Source organism: Frankia sp. AiPs1 (assembly GCF_023716945.1).
Lineage (GTDB): Bacteria > Actinomycetota > Actinomycetes > Frankiales > Frankiaceae > Frankia.
This window is the reverse complement of sequence record NZ_JAMQQF010000121.1, coordinates 1-14,005: the sequence shown is the minus strand read 5'-3', so window position 1 is coordinate 14,005 and position 14,005 is coordinate 1. Positions and strand designations below refer to the sequence as shown.

12 protein-coding genes are annotated in these 14,005 nt (G+C 72.3%); 9 read left to right on the top strand and 3 right to left on the bottom strand.

Annotated features, from left to right (window positions below):
• Nucleotides 1-3: 3 nt before the first annotated feature.
• Nucleotides 4-1,521, bottom strand: a complete 1,518-nt coding sequence (locus ND748_RS13505) for a methionine--tRNA ligase (RefSeq protein WP_251746152.1) — start codon at nt 1,519-1,521, stop codon at nt 4-6.
• Nucleotides 1,522-2,220: 699 nt separating this feature from the next.
• Here ND748_RS13505 and ND748_RS34615 point away from each other — a divergent pair.
• Nucleotides 2,221-3,387 (top strand): toll/interleukin-1 receptor domain-containing protein, encoded by a 1,167-nt coding sequence (locus ND748_RS34615; protein ID WP_251746151.1) that lies wholly within the window; start codon nt 2,221-2,223, stop codon nt 3,385-3,387.
• A 14-nt stretch (nt 3,388-3,401) separates the two neighbouring features.
• Here ND748_RS34615 and ND748_RS13495 read toward each other — a convergent pair whose 3' ends face one another.
• Nucleotides 3,402-4,493: a TAXI family TRAP transporter solute-binding subunit gene (locus tag ND748_RS13495; protein WP_251746150.1), complete on the bottom strand. Its 1,092-nt coding sequence runs from the start codon at nt 4,491-4,493 to the stop codon at nt 3,402-3,404.
• A 594-nt stretch (nt 4,494-5,087) separates the two neighbouring features.
• Between ND748_RS13495 and ND748_RS13490 the strand changes: the two genes are divergently transcribed.
• Complete coding sequence (locus ND748_RS13490; protein ID WP_251746149.1) at nt 5,088-6,716, top strand: DHA2 family efflux MFS transporter permease subunit; 1,629 nt, start codon at nt 5,088-5,090, stop codon at nt 6,714-6,716.
• 164 nt (nt 6,717-6,880) lie between these two features.
• Here ND748_RS13490 and ND748_RS13485 read toward each other — a convergent pair whose 3' ends face one another.
• Entirely contained in the window at nt 6,881-7,591 is a 711-nt protein-coding gene (locus ND748_RS13485; protein ID WP_251746148.1) for an alpha/beta hydrolase, read from the bottom strand.
• A 220-nt stretch (nt 7,592-7,811) separates the two neighbouring features.
• Between ND748_RS13485 and ND748_RS13480 the strand changes: the two genes are divergently transcribed.
• From ND748_RS13480 to ND748_RS13450, 7 genes are all read left to right on the top strand, one after another.
• The gene (locus tag ND748_RS13480) at nt 7,812-8,390 is read left to right on the top strand and encodes a helix-turn-helix transcriptional regulator (protein ID WP_251746147.1); all 579 of its coding nucleotides are present in this window, start codon (nt 7,812-7,814) and stop codon (nt 8,388-8,390) included.
• Nucleotides 8,391-8,944: 554 nt separating this feature from the next.
• The gene (gene hemL / locus ND748_RS13475) at nt 8,945-10,303 is read left to right on the top strand and encodes a glutamate-1-semialdehyde 2,1-aminomutase (protein ID WP_251746146.1); all 1,359 of its coding nucleotides are present in this window, start codon (nt 8,945-8,947) and stop codon (nt 10,301-10,303) included.
• A complete protein-coding gene (locus tag ND748_RS13470) occupies nt 10,300-10,980 on the top strand; it encodes a histidine phosphatase family protein (RefSeq protein WP_251746145.1) in 681 nt (226 codons plus the stop codon). The genes hemL and ND748_RS13470 overlap by 4 nt, the downstream gene beginning before the upstream one ends.
• 107 nt (nt 10,981-11,087) lie before the next feature.
• A complete protein-coding gene (locus ND748_RS13465) occupies nt 11,088-11,933 on the top strand; it encodes a putative RNA methyltransferase (protein WP_251746144.1) in 846 nt (281 codons plus the stop codon).
• Between the two features lie 207 nt (nt 11,934-12,140).
• Nucleotides 12,141-12,920 carry an SDR family oxidoreductase gene (locus ND748_RS13460; RefSeq protein ID WP_251746143.1) on the top strand — a complete coding sequence of 260 codons (780 nt, stop codon included), beginning with the start codon at nt 12,141-12,143 and terminating at the stop codon, nt 12,918-12,920.
• Between the two features lie 187 nt (nt 12,921-13,107).
• Complete coding sequence (locus ND748_RS13455) at nt 13,108-13,725, top strand: TlpA disulfide reductase family protein (protein WP_251746142.1); 618 nt, start codon at nt 13,108-13,110, stop codon at nt 13,723-13,725.
• A 34-nt stretch (nt 13,726-13,759) separates the two neighbouring features.
• Nucleotides 13,760-14,005 (top strand): cytochrome c biogenesis protein CcdA (locus ND748_RS13450; protein ID WP_308205636.1); only part of this gene is annotated, 246 nt, incomplete at its 3' end.

Genomic DNA, 14,005 nt, shown 5'->3' with positions numbered 1-14,005 from the left:
CTCCTAGGCCGGCGCAGCCGCCTCCAGGCGGGGGAACACCGGGGCGGGGTCGGCGACGCGGGGGCCGCCGTCACCGCACTGGGCGGCGATGCGCGGCGCCGCGTCGGGCAGGAACGGCGTGAGGTGCGCCGCGAGGTCCCGGCAGGTGGCGACAAGTTCGGCGAGCACGGCGTCGAGGGCGGCGGGGCTCGCGCCCTCCTTGCGCTCGGCCTTGGCGAGATCCCACGGGCGGGCGGCCTCGACGTACCGGTTGCCCTCGTTGCCGATCGCGGTGACGGCCTCGGCGGCGCGGCGGAAGTCGAACGCGGTGAACGCCGCGTCGATCGTCGCCGGGGCCTGCTCGCGGGCCGCGCGCAGCGCCGCGGCACCCGCGTTGTCCGCCGCCACGGGCGGGATCACCCCGTCGCGGTAACGCTTGACCATCGACACGGTCCGGTTGACCAGGTTGCCGATGTTGTTCGCGAGGTCCTCGTTGGCCCGGGTGATCAGCCGCTCGGTGGTGTAGTCGGTGTCGCCGCTGCGGGCAACGTCGCGCAGCATCCACCACCGCAGCGCGTCGGTGTTGAACGCGGCGACGATGTCCGCCGGGTCCTCCGCGTTCCCGGCCGACTTGGAAATCTTCATCCCGTCCGCGGTGAGGTACTCGTGCACGAAGATGGTGTCGGGCAGGCGCACGCCGGCGGAGAGCAGCATCGCCGGCCAGTAGACGGCGTGGAACCGGATGATGCCCTTGCCGATCACGTGGACGCGGGCGTCGCTGTCATTCCACCAGTGCTGGAAGCTGGCGTCGTCGTTGCCGTAGCCGGGGGCGGTGATGTAGTTGCCGAGGGCATCGAACCAGACGTAGATGACCTGGTCGGGGTCGCCGGGTACCGGAATACCCCAGCCGCGAGCCCGGCTCATGCTCCGGGATGCGCTGAAGTCCTCCAGCCCGGCCTCGATGAACGACAGCACCTCGCGCTTGCGGGTGGCCGGCTCGATGCGCAGGCGGTCGCTGGAGATGAGCTCGTGAAGCTGATCCTGATAGCGGCTCAGCCGGAAGAACCAGTTGCTTTCCTCGACGAGGTCCGGCACGGTCCCGTGCTCCGGGCAGCGGCCGTCGACCAGTTCGTCGGGGGAGTAGAACAGTTCGCAGCCGACGCAGTACAGGCCGGCGTAGCTCTTGCGGTAGAAGTCGCCCCGCTCGGCGCAGGCCGCCCAGAGCTTCTCCACGCCGGGCCGGTGCCGCGGGTCGGAGCTGGTCTTGATGAAGTCGTCGAAGGCGAGGCCGAGCGGCTCGCGCAGGGAGATGAACCGGGCGGCGACCCGCTCGACGTATTCCGTGGGCGTGATTCCCTCGGCCTCGGCGCCCTGGACGTTCTTCAGCGCGTTGTCGTCGGTGCCGGTCTGGCATCGGACCTCGTCACCCCGCGCCCGCAGATACCGGGCGAACGCGTCGGTCTCGACCAGTTCCAGCGCGTGCCCCACGTGCGGCTTGCCGTTGACGTACGGGATGGCCGTCGTCACGAAGTAGCGACCCATCGGTTTCGGATCCTCCCGCCCCGGTGCGCAACCTCGCGGATGAGGCTCCGTCGGGGCCTCATCGGTGGTCTGTCAGGACGCGCGGAAAAGGCCGGATGGCATGAACATCAACATCATCCGGGGGCTCGCCGCCTCGGCGGTGACACGTGCCGTCGACACAGGGAGATCCTACCCGCCTGCCCGCCCCCGGCCACGGCCGCCGCCAGGTCGGGTAGGTGGTTGTGGTCAGGCGGGGCGTTGGCGCTACCTGAGCCCGGACCGTCGGGGCCTGTCCGTGGGAACTCGTGGTCCTGGGCGTTGGGCGTCGGGCGTTGCGCGTCGGGGTCGTCCTGACGCCGGGTCGCTTCCGGCGGCGCCGGAGCGGTTCCGCGGAACCGTCATGGCCGTGCCAGTCCGTCGTGGTGGCGCGGGTGGGTCGTGACGTGGGGCGGTGTTCCACGGACGCGACGATCATCCAGGTCGGGTGTGGGAGGCGCCGTGCGGTACGGACCGTACGGTCTGCGCTCCCGGACCGTGCAGAACGCACCGCAATCCGGCCGCGGTGGGTGCCCGGCACCGCGGAATCGTCCATGGGTGATGGACTACCAGCGGATCGTCGGCGGCGCAGCCGAGTTTCGGCCCCGCCCTCGCCGCCAGCGGCGGCGCCGATATACGACGTGATGTGTCCTGGCCGGCGGCCGTGGTGGAAGATGGTGTGCTGTGTCGGGGGTTGGCGACGGGGCGGCCGGGTGGGACTTCTTCATCTCCTATGCCGAGGCTGATCGGCAGTGGGCGGAGTGGATCGCCTGGCAACTGGAGAAGATAGCCGAAGCCGACTACCGGGTGCTGATCAAGGCGTGGGACTCCGTGCCCGGCTCGGACTGGGTGTTCAGGATGAACGAGGGCCTCAGCAAAGCCACCCGGACCATCGCCGTCCTGTCGAACGCCTATCTGTCCTCGGAGTACGTCGGGGATGAGTGGCGCGCCGCGCGGACCGCCGACCCTGGTGGGCTCAAACGCAAGCTGCTCCCGATCCGGGTCGAGGACTGCGAGCCTCCGGGGCTCCTGCGGACGCTCCGTTTCGTCGACCTGTTCGACCTCGCCCCTGACACCGCTCAGCGGCGTCTCCTCGACGAGGTTCAGGGGGCGCTGGTCGGCCGGATGAAACCCGACGTCGAGCCGGAGTTCCCCCTCCGCCCCCGTCAAACGACACCGGCATCACTCGCGCCATTCCCCGACCGCGGCGTCGCCGCCGTCACCAGCACGTCGGATGCCACCTCCCCGGTCGGAATCGAGGCGCACGCTCAGATCACGGACGAGCACCCGGCAACGCTTCTTCTGAACGAGCCGGGCTCGCTCGTATTCGTACCGGACCCGGATATCCACCTGGACCCGGATGTCCACCTGGATCCGGATGTCCGCCTGGATCCGAATGTTCGGCTGGACTCGGAGGTCCGGCCGACCGTGGACGGTCGCCGGCTCACCTTCCGTTCCGTCGCACCGGCCCTGGGTGGAATCGTGGCGACCGTCGTGTTGGCCGGCGGCGCGGTCACGTCGTCCGTGTGGTGGGCTGCCCGACCAGGCGAGGTCCTCGGCCCGCTCGGGGTCGGCGCGGCGATGGCGATGCTCACCATCGCGTCTGTGCCGACTTCTCGCCGGCTGGCCGGTCACCTGACCGTGTCCGCGGTGGCGAGCGCGTGCCTGGTAGCAATCGTGACCCGTGCCTTCGGCCTGCACCCCGGAGCGCTGCGCACCGGGCTCGAAGCCGCGGCGGCCGTGGGCGTCTCGCTTGTCCTCAGTTATCGCCCGCGGCGGGACGCCCGCTCCCGCCGACCTCGCCGAAGGCTGGGAGGCAGGATGGACGGCGAGCCGTCCCGGCCGAAGTGATACCCGTCGTGCTCCTACGTCGTCCCACAGCTTTGCGGCGGAAGACCGAACTGCCGGTAGACATCGGCCGCGGCCGGATGCAACGGCACGTAGCAGAAGAGGGACGACGCCACGTCGTATACATACTTTCCGACATCCGCCAGCTGGTGTCTGTGCGTCCGGTCGGCCGACCAGAGGCTCGTCGTGAGGGCGTCCCGATTCTCGCGTGACAGCAGGATGCGGGCCACCGCTGCCACCAGCGTGGCGTCGGTGGAATCCCGGACCACCAGGCCGTTGGGCACGCCGATGGTCATGATGTCGTGTGCGGTGCCATAGTCCTCCGCGGGGATTTCGTGAGACAGTACCACCTGCTGGTCGCGGTACTCCCCGCCGGCTCGTGGCCCGTAGAAGTTCTTCCAGTCCCTGTTCATCCTGTCCAGCACGGTCATACTTTCGCCGTCCCGGTCTATCACGTACGAGGGGACGTTGACGTCGAGTAGATGGGAGCGATGGGTCTCGATCTTCTTCCTGATGGTCTCCGTCGGGGTCGCGTTCACCCAGATCACCGCGTCCACCGCGCCGGCGTCGAGGAGGTCGAACCCGTGATCCAGCGTCATCTCGTATACCTTCTCCTGGCCCCCCTCCATTTCTTGCCCGCAGACCGCGCGGTAGAACACCGCGGTCAGCTGCCGTGAACCCGACAGCGGAAGTCCGATGCTGAGTGGTCTGCCGCAGAGCTGTTCTAGTCTCGTGATGTTCCGGTCCCGAACGACGATCTGCAGAAGATCGTCGAATGCCGGTCCGACGGTCTGCAGCCCCGGTATCTGATTCTGCGTACGAGGGGTCGCCGGTCCCTCTGCCAGGGTTGGCCTGGGATTGAACTGGTAAACTCCGTACGTCGCATCCACCGCGACATTGAGCTTGGTCATCGCGATCGAGCATCGGGTGGCCTTCGGATCGTGAAACTGCGGACCCGGATCCTCGAGGCGGTAGAGGTTGTCAGCGCCACCGTCGGTATCTGGGTTCTCGACGTGCTTCACTTCCGGCAGGGCCGCCCTGATCTGATCGCCCAACTTCTCCGCGAAAGCCTTGTACGGCGACTGCTGATTGCCGTAGGAGATGTACACCGTTGTGCAGTCGGAAGGTCGCCTTGCCGTCGAACCATGCTCCGGGGGCCCCGCCGGGGCTCCGAGGAACAGCGCCAGAAGAAGAACGGAGAGTCCCCCGAAAACGCCCAGGGCGCGTGTGATGTCCCGCCATCGCGGGCCGCCATTCCGCCGATCTGTGCCCGTCATGTCCCCGTCCCCCGACCCGGCTATGACCCGCTGCGTTCCGCCCGGTTCCCGCCCGGTTCCGGGCGGAGAGTGGCGAACTGCCGTCACTGTACCGGTGTGATTCCTACCGGTCTCCGCGTAACAGTGCCTGGGCCTGGCACCATCCCTCCCCTGACTCTGCGCAAAGAAGGTGCCCACGATCTCGTCATGAGCGTCGGGCCAGGTGTCTGCGAGCACGTCGAAGAAAACCAAGGTCCTCGCGGCGGCGACCTGGGTCGGCGGGTAAGGACCCGGCGGTGCGCCGCAGCGCCGGGCTGCGACAGCGGGTCGCGCTCATCCAGCATCGACGCGGTGGTCTTGACTTCAGGTTGACTTCAGGTTTGAGGATGGCCTTCGACCGGGTGTGGTGGAGATTCCGCCGGACGGCCCGGGCCGAGGAGGACCGTGATGGCAGGCAGTTCGCCCAGCACAGCCCCCGACCGTCCGGGTGCGCCGAACCCGCCGGCCGGTGAGACCGGCAGCGCGCCCGCAGATTCCACGGTGAACGCCTCCGTCGAGCCAGGGCGGGACGCCGGGACGTCGGCCGGGCCGGCGGCAGCGCCGCCTGCCGGCATAGACCGCCAGACCCGGCTGACACTTGCCGTGCTGGTGCTCGGCGGGCTGATGGTCGTGCTCGACGTGACCATCACCAACGTCGCGATCCGCAGCCTCTCCCGCGACCTGCACGCCCCGCTGGCGGTGATCCAGTGGGTCACCACCGGGTACACGCTGGCGCTCGCGGTCGCGGTGCCGACGACCGCATGGCTGGCCGCGCGCCTGGGCACCCGCCGCGTCTACGTCGCCGCGCTGGCTCTGTTCGGGCTGGGCTCCCTGCTGGCGGGGCTGGCCCCGAACATCGGCTCGCTCGTCGCCTTCCGGGTGCTGCAGGGCATCGGCGGTGGGCTGGTCAACCCGATCGCGATGACGATCGCGATGCGCAGCGCCCGGCCGGGGGTCCGGGGCCGCACGATGGGCGTGCTGGGGCTGCCCGTGCTGGTCGGCCCGCTCGCCGGGCCGACGCTCGGCGGCTGGCTCGTCGAGTACTCCTGGCGGTGGATCTTCCTGATCAACGTGCCGATCGCGCTGGTCGCCATCCCGCTGGCGCTGTGGCTGCTGCCGCGTGACGCCCCCGCGGGCACCCGCGAGCGGCTCGACGTGCCAGGGCTCGCGCTGATCGGGCCGGGGCTCGCGGCCGTCGTGTACGGGCTGGCGGAAAGCGGCCGGCGCGGGACCCTCGTCTCGGCCGCCGTGCTGGTTCCGGCGCTGCTCGGCCTGGCGCTGTGCGTCGTGTTCGTGCTGCGGGCGCTGCGGCTGCGCACGCGGCGCCCGCTGGTCGAGGTGCGCCTGCTGGGCCGGCGGGCCGTCGCCTCCGGGGCCGGCACGCTGGGCCTGTTCGCGGCGGCCTACTTCGGCTCGATGTTCATCGTGCCGCTGTACTGGCAGCTCGTCCGCGGGCAGAGCCCGGCGGCGGCCGGGCTGCTGGCCGTCCCGCAGGCGCTGACCACCGGGGTGTCGTTGCAGGTCGCGAGCCGACTGATCGACCGGGTCCCACCGGCGCGCGTCGTCGGGGCGGGCATCGTGATCGCGACCGCCGGCCTGCTGACCACGCTGCTCCAGCTCGACGCGAACACGCCGTACTGGCGGCTGCTGGCGTCGATGGCCGTGACCGGGATCGGGACCGGTGCCACGATCATGCCCACGATCACGACGGCGATGCGCCACCTGCCCGACCGGGACACCGCCGCCGGCAGCACCCTGCTGAACATCACCAACCAGGTCGCCGTCTCCGTCGGCACCGCGCTGACGTCGGTGCTGCTCGCGTCGAACCTGGCGAGCCGGGCCGGCCTGGACCAGGGCGCCGACCTCGCCGGCGACGTCCCCGCCACTGCGGCCGACGGAGTGGTCGAGGCCTTCCGCCACACCCTGCTGCTCCCGGTCGCCCTGATGGCGGCGGCCGGGGCGGTGGCGCTCCTGCTGCTGCCCCGCCCACCCCGGGCCGCCCCGGCGCAGGCACAGCCGACCGGCGCGACGCGCTGACGCCGATCGCACGCTGACGCCGATCGCACGCTGACGCCGTTGCCGGCGCCCGGCTGGCTGGCTGGCTGGCTCTGCCGGACGGCTCGGTGTGGATGTTCTCGGTCCGCGCGCCGAGCTCTGTCCACCGAGCGTGGGGACCGCCGGTGGGCCGGGCTCGGCGATCGTCAGCTGGCCGCGGCGATGATCAGGTCGGCCGTCTCCACCGGGTGGCTGACCATGGCCACGTGGGAGCTGGCCACCTCGATCGTGTGGGCGCCGGCGCGCGCCGCCATCACCCGCTCGGCCTCCGGCGGGATCGTTGCGTCGTTCGCCGCCACGAGATACCAGCTCGGAATCGTGCGCCACCCCGGCGTCCCCGACGGCGTCGACAGGCACGACGCGGCGAAGCCGCGCTGGCTCGACGCCATGACCGCCGCCTGCCTCGCGTCGACATCGGCGCAGAACAGCTCGTGGAAGTACTCCGGATCGATGTACGCGTCGGCGTCGCCCTCGGGAGCGCCCGGATAGGACCGGAGCACCAGATGCTTGGCCAGGTCGGTGTTCCCGTCACCCAGCGCGAGCGCGGCACCCAGCGCCTCACCCTCCTCCGGCGCGAAGGCGGCAACGTAGACCAGGGCCTTGACGTCGGCGTTCCCCGTGCTGGCGTTGGTGATCACACTGCCACCGTAAGAATGCCCGACCAGCACGACCGGGCCGTCAATAGTGGCGACGAACGCGCGGATGTACTCACCGTCACTGATCACACCGCGCAACGGGTTGGCCGGGGCGTAACAGGTGAAGTCGAGGGCCTGCAGCCTCGCGACCACATCAGTCCAACCGGACGCATCGGCAAACGCCCCGTGGATCAAAACAATGGCGGGCTTGTCGGTAGGCATCGCGAAAAATCACTCCTCCATGACGGTCTGGACGCGAGAACAGCCCGGCAGTCGGGCCGATCAGATTTCGTGGACGAAGAGGGGACCTCGGCGGGCAGCGCCGGGACGCCGTCCGAAACCGGGCATCGGCCACGGACACCACGGACCCACCGGCCGGCCCCCTGCGAAGAGGATGCTGCGCGATCTCCGTGCCGTCTATACGAGGATTTGCGTAGATGAGATGCGGGTCGCCGACGACGGCTGGCTGACCTCGGAGGAGCACGTCGTGGCGCGGGAACGCTTCGAAGGCTCGTTCGCCCAGATTCTGATCCCGCTGCGGCGGGCCGGCTCGGAGCTGCACTATGTCGGAGCCGCGCGCACCGGCCGCGGGTTCAGTGACCGCGAACGGTCCTACCTGGACCGGCTGCAGCCGCTGCTCGTCGCCATCGAGCGCCACCTGCGCGAGACCGACCGCCTCCGACGCGGCCTCGGGCCTCCCGGTGAGCCGCCGGCCCGACCGGGGCCGCGGGCCGCCGACGCGGGCCTCTCCGACCGTGAGACCGTCGTCCTCGCGCTGCTTGCGGACGGGTTGAGCCCGGTGGCGATCGCCCGCCGCCTGGGAATCGCGGCCCGCACCGTCGTCAAGCACCAGGAGAAGATCTACCGCAAGCTCGGCGTGCACGACCGCGTGAACGCCGTGCTCGTGGCGCAGCGCCTCGACCTCGCGAGCGTTCGGTCCGCATCGGCGGGGTCGGCCCCGCCGACCGGCGCCGAGCTGCCGCCGACGGGCCCCGTGGCGCCAGGCGTCGTCACGGAATGACGGTGTCGCTCCGTCCAGCTGATCGGCAGCGTGATCGGCCGGCACCGCCGGGCCCCGGCGAGCTCTCGTTCGGATCGGCCTGCGTGGATAAAACGTGCGGGCGGCGTGAGAGTGGTCACGCCCGAACGGGCCATTGCGCGGGTGGGTCGGCGGGAAAGTCCGCTGCTGCGGCGAACCACCCATCGGGGGACCCCCGGCTAGGCCAGGCTCGCCTATCGATCAGCAGTTCGGTACCGGGCGCGTGGCCGGTGCACCGGGCACTATCAGGACAACGTCGCCATCCCCTCCGCCACCGCCCCGGGCCCGGCATCCCTGTCGAAGTACCCGCGACGGCGGTCCCGGAAGGTGGCCTCGGAGCTGCTGGCGGGCGCGATCCGCGTCGCCGGCCGGCCCGGGGTCGGCGCACAGGCCGCCGCCGGTGGGCGGCCGGGGCAGACCCCCGTCCACCGGCGGCGCTCGACCGGCGTTCCACCAGCGCGCTGACGGGTGGCGGCGGGCGTGCCGCTGGCCACGCGAAGCGCGGGTGGCCGGCTGGACCTGCGAGGATCGTGGGCATGGTGGTTCCCTCTGCCGCGCCGGCCTCCGAAGAGCTGTTCCGGCGCGCCGAGCGTGTCGTTCCCGGTGGGGTCAACTCCCCGGTCCGCGCCTTCAAGGCCGTCGGCGGCACCCCGCGTTTCATGGTGTCCGGCGCCGGCCCGTATCTGACGGACGCGGACGGGCGTACCTACGTCGACCTCGTCTGCTCCTGGGGGCCGATGATCCTCGGCCACGCCCATCCCGCCGTCGTCGAGGCGGTGACCCGGGCGGTGTCCGCCGGCACCAGCTTCGGCACGCCGACGCCGGGCGAGGTGGAGCTCGCCGAGCTGATCGTCGAGCGGGTCGGCCCGGTCGAGAAGGTGCGGCTGGTCAACTCCGGCACGGAGGCGACGATGAGCGCGGTGCGGCTGGCCCGGGGCTTCACCGGGCGGTCCACGATCATCAAGTTCGCCGGCTGCTACCACGGGCACGTCGACGCCCTGCTCGCCGCCGCCGGCTCCGGGGTGGCCACCCTGGGACTGCCCGACACCCCGGGCGTGACCGGCGCCGCGACCGCCGACACCATCGTCCTGCCCTACAACGACCTCGCCCTGGTCGAGGCCGTCTTCGCCGACCGTGGCGACACGATCGCCGCGGTCATCACCGAGGCCGCCGCGGCCAACATGGGCGTGGTCCCGCCGCTGCCCGGCTTCAACGCCGGACTGCGCCGGCTGTGCGACGTCCACGGCGCACTGCTCATCTTCGACGAGGTGATGACCGGCTTCCGGATCTCCCGGGCCGGCTGGTGGGGCAACGAGGGCGCCATCGAGGACTGGTCGCCGGACCTGTTCACCTTCGGCAAGGTGATGGGCGGGGGGCTGCCCGCGGCGGCGTTCGGCGGCCGTGCCGACGTGATGGCGCGGCTCGCGCCCGCCGGCCCCGTCTACCAGGCCGGCACCCTGTCGGGTAATCCGATCGCCGTCGCCGCCGGCCTGGCCACCCTGCGGGCCTGCACCGACGACGTCTACGCCACGGTCGACGCCCGTGCCGCCGACGTTGCCGGCATCGTCTCGACGGCGCTCACCGAGGAGGGCGTCGCCCACCTGCCCAGCACCGCCGGCTCGCTGTTCAGCTTCTTCTTCACCGACGCCGCGGCCGTCGTCGACTACGCCGGCGCCCAGGCGCAGCACGCCGCCCGCTACGCCGCGTTCTTCCACAGCATGCTCGACGCGGGGATCTACCTGCCGCCGTCGGCCTTCGAGGCATGGTTCGTCTCGGCCGCTCACGACGACGCCACGATGGAGCGGATCGCCGCCGCCGCGCCCGCCGCCGCCCGCGCCGCCGCCGCCGTGCCCGAACCTGAGCCCGTCCCCGCGACCACCGGGGGTCGGTCGTGACGGGCCCGGCGCAGCAGCCGGTGGGCGGCGAGGCGGGGCAGGGACCGCTGACGCGGGTGCACCTGGTCCGGCACGGGGAGGTCTTCAACCCGGAGAAGGTCCTCTACGGCCGGCTGCCCGGATTCGGGCTGTCCGAAACGGGCCACCGCCAGGCCAAGGTGACGGCGGAGTTCCTCGCCGGGCTGGACGTCGCCGCCGTCGTCGCGAGCCCGCTGGATCGCGCGCAGCAGACGGCCACTCCCATCGCCGCCGCCCATGGCCTGCCCATCGAGGTCGACCCGAGGCTGATCGAGAGCCGCAACGCCTTCGAGGGCAAACCGTTCGAGGCTGGCCCCGCGGTCCTGCGTTATCCGAGGCTGTGGCGGCTGCTGGCCAACCCGTTGCGGCCATCGTGGGGCGAGCCGTACACCGAGATCGCCGAGCGGATGCTTGCCGCCGCCGCCGAGTGGCGCGATGTCCACCCCGGCCGGCACGTCGTGCTGGTCAGCCACCAGCTCCCGGTGTGGACGACCCGGCGGGCGTTGGAGGGGCTGCACCTGTGGCACCGGCCCGACCGGCGCCAGTGCGGCCTGGCCAGCGTCACCACCGCGGTCTACCGCGGACGGGAGCTCGTCGGGGTCGAGTACGCCGAACCGAACGGCCCGACCGCGAACCTGCCCGGATCGGTCGGCGCCTGACCGGCCCAACCCCGCCCCGCCCGCCCGCGCCGCCCGAACCCGCCGTCGGCGGTGTCGTCGGCGTCGGCGGTGTCGTCGGCCTCGGCGGTGTCGGCGGTGTCGGGGCGGTGCTGCCGGTGCTGCGCTGCCCGGTGTGCGCCGGCGCACTGCACCGGGACGGCGATGCCCTGCGCTGCCACCCCGGGCACGGTTTCGACCTCGGGCGCGGCGGCTACGTGAACCTGCGCACCGGCCGCGTCCGCCGGGTCGCCGGCGACACCGCCGCCATGGTCGCCGCGCGGGAGTCGTTCCTCGGGGCCGGGCACTACCAGCCGCTCACCAGCCGGCTGGCCGAGCTCGCCGCCGCCAGCCCGGCGGCGGGCAGGTCCGGGCCGGTGGTGCTCGAGATCGGCGCCGGCACCGGACACCACCTGGCCGGAGTGCTCGCCGCACTGCCGGCCGGGGCGGCCGGGATCGCGGTCGACGTGTCGAAGTACGCGCTGCGCCGGGCCGCGCGGGCCCACCCCCGGATCGGAGCGGTCGCCTACGACGCCGCCGGCCCGTGGCCGGTCGCCGACGGCGGCGTCGGTGTGCTCCTCGACGTCTTCGCCCCGCGCAACCCGGCCGAGATGCGCCGGGTGCTGCGGCCGGACGGACTCCTCATCGTCGTCACCCCCGAACCGGGCCATCTCGCCGAGCTGCGGGGCCCGCTCGGGCTGGTCGGGATGCAGCCGGACAAGGGCGACCGACTCGACGAGCGGATCGCCGACCGGTTCGCCCCGGCGACCGTCGAACGGTTGGACATTCCGCTTGTGCTGTCGCCCGGGGAGGCCGTCGACCTGGCTCTGATGGGCCCCACCGGCCACCATCGCACGGCCGAGGACCTGCGCCATCGGGCCGACGCGGCCTGGCCGGGGCGTCACGCCGCGGTGACCGCCCGCCTCGCGGTCCGGTGCTACCGGCCGCGCGGATGAGGGACCGGTCCCGGCGGGGTACCCGGCGCGTGCGCCACCCCCTCGGCCAGCCAACCCAGCCCAGGCCCGGCCCGACTCGACCCGACCAACGGCCCTAGCCTGCCTGCGAAGAGAGCGGTGCCGGAGGGCGGCCGATACGGCGGCCCGCGCGGGCACCGGCGGTCACGGCCGACTGCCGGACGGCTCTGCCGACAACGGAGGTGCGGAATGGACATGGGACTGCTCGGGCGAAACGCAGTCGTCACGGGGGCGAGTCGGGGCATCGGCCTGGCGGTGGTGCAGGCGCTGGTCGCCGAGGGCGCCACGGTGGTGGCCGGAGCCCGTCGTAGCTCACCCGAGCTCGACGAGCTGGCGGCCACCGGCGCGGTGCGGGTGCACCCGGTCGACCTGGCCACCCCAGACGGTCCGGCCGCGCTCGTCGAGCGGGCCGGTGAGCGGGTCGACATCCTGGTCAACAATGTCGGTTCCGCGCCCGCCCGGCCCGGCGGGTTCGGCTCGGTCACCGACGAGATGTGGCTGGGAACGCTCAACCTGAACCTGCTCGCCGCGGTGCGGGCGACCCGGGCGGCGCTGCCGCTGATGCTCGCCGCTGGCAGCGGTTCCATCGTGACGATCAGTTCCGTGAACTCGGTCCTCGCCGATCCGGCGGTCATCGACTACTGCGCGGCGAAGGCGGCGCTGGCGAACTTCTGCAAGTCGCTGGCCCGGGAGGTCGGTGGCCGGGGCGTGCGGATCAACACGGTCAGTCCCGGCCCGGTCGCCACCGACCTGTGGCTGGGGTCCGACGGCGTCGCCGCCACCGTCTCGCGAGCCACCGGCGCGGACCCCTCGAGCGTCGTCGACGCCGCGGCCGGCAGCTCCGTGACCGGCCGGTTCAGCACGCCGGCGGAGGTCGCTGCCGCCGTCGTCCTGCTCGCCGGGGACCGCAGCGGGAACATCACCGGCGCGGACCTCCGGGTCGACGGCGGGATGGTACCCACCTGGTAGCCGCCGAGCCCAGTGGTGTCCGCCGTGTCGAACTCCACGCGCGCCCGCCAGCCTCGCCGCCTACGCTGAGTTGAGTTCTACAGTTGGTCGTAGACGGGTCCCGAACCGGGAAGGGGCAGGGCACATACTGGTTCGCATGGCGGAGAAGGGACGGCGGTCCGCGTCGGGTGACGGGTCGGACACGCCGGTGGCAGGCGTTGTCCGCGACCGGGCGGTGGGGGTGCGCCGGCTGCGGCGGCTGCGGCGGGTCGGGCTCGCCGCGGTGGCGGTCTCGGTCGCGGGGCTGGTCGCAGCCTGTTCCGGCGGGGGCGGCACGGTCGACGCGACCGGCGGCGGCGGCTTCAACTTCGTCCAGCAGTCCGCCGGCAAGGACTTCGTCCCGGCCGCGGACCGGCACGAGGCGCCCAAGCTGGCCGGCAAGAACCTCGACGGTGCCGCGTTCGACGTCGCGTCACTGCGAGGGAAGATCGTCGTGGTCAACTTCTGGGCCTCGTGGTGCGCCCCCTGTCGGGCGGAGACGCCCGGCCTGGTGCAGCTTTCCAAGGCGAACCCGACGGTGGCGTTCCTCGGCGTCAACGAGAAGGACCCGTCGGGTGCCAGGGCCTTCGTGCGCGACAACGGCGTGACATACCCGAGCATCGTCGACCGGCTGGGCACCCTGGCCGCGGGCTGGCCGGTGGCCCCGGGACTGCCGTCCACGTTCGTGGTCGACGCGAACGGGCGCATCGCGGCCCGCTTCACCGGCCCGGTTGTGCCCGAGGACGACCTCAAGCCCGTGCTGACCCGGTTGCAGGCCGAGGCGTGAGCGGGCGGCGGCCGAGCGGGCAGGAGGACCCGCGGTGAGCATGGTCGGCCTCGTCACGGACGGGCCCGTGCTGCTCGCCGCCCCGGTCGCGGCGGCGGCCGGCCTGCTGTCCTTCCTGTCGCCGTGCGTGCTGCCCCTCGTTCCCGGCTACCTCAGCTTCATCACCGGCCTGTCCGGTGAGGAGCTCCAGGACCGCGAGCGGCGCCCCGCCCGCCAGGCGGCGGTTCCCCCCGCGTCCGCGGCGGCATCCGTGCCGGTCATGGCCGCCGCCGTCGCGACG

Bases quoted from the DNA above. Each gene is read 5' to 3' on its own strand.
- ND748_RS13490 (WP_251746149.1), top strand. From the start codon at position 5,088: ATGGCAGGCAGTTCGCCCAGCACAGCCCCCGACCGTCCGGGTGCGCCG.
- ND748_RS13485 (WP_251746148.1), bottom strand. From the start codon at position 7,591: ATGCCTACCGACAAGCCCGCCATTGTTTTGATCCACGGGGCGTTTGCC.
- ND748_RS13505 (WP_251746152.1), bottom strand. From the start codon at position 1,521: ATGGGTCGCTACTTCGTGACGACGGCCATCCCGTACGTCAACGGCAAG.
- hemL (WP_251746146.1), top strand. From the start codon at position 8,945: ATGGTGGTTCCCTCTGCCGCGCCGGCCTCCGAAGAGCTGTTCCGGCGC.
- ND748_RS13480 (WP_251746147.1), top strand. From the start codon at position 7,812: ATGCGGGTCGCCGACGACGGCTGGCTGACCTCGGAGGAGCACGTCGTG.
- ND748_RS13460 (WP_251746143.1), top strand. From the start codon at position 12,141: ATGGACATGGGACTGCTCGGGCGAAACGCAGTCGTCACGGGGGCGAGT.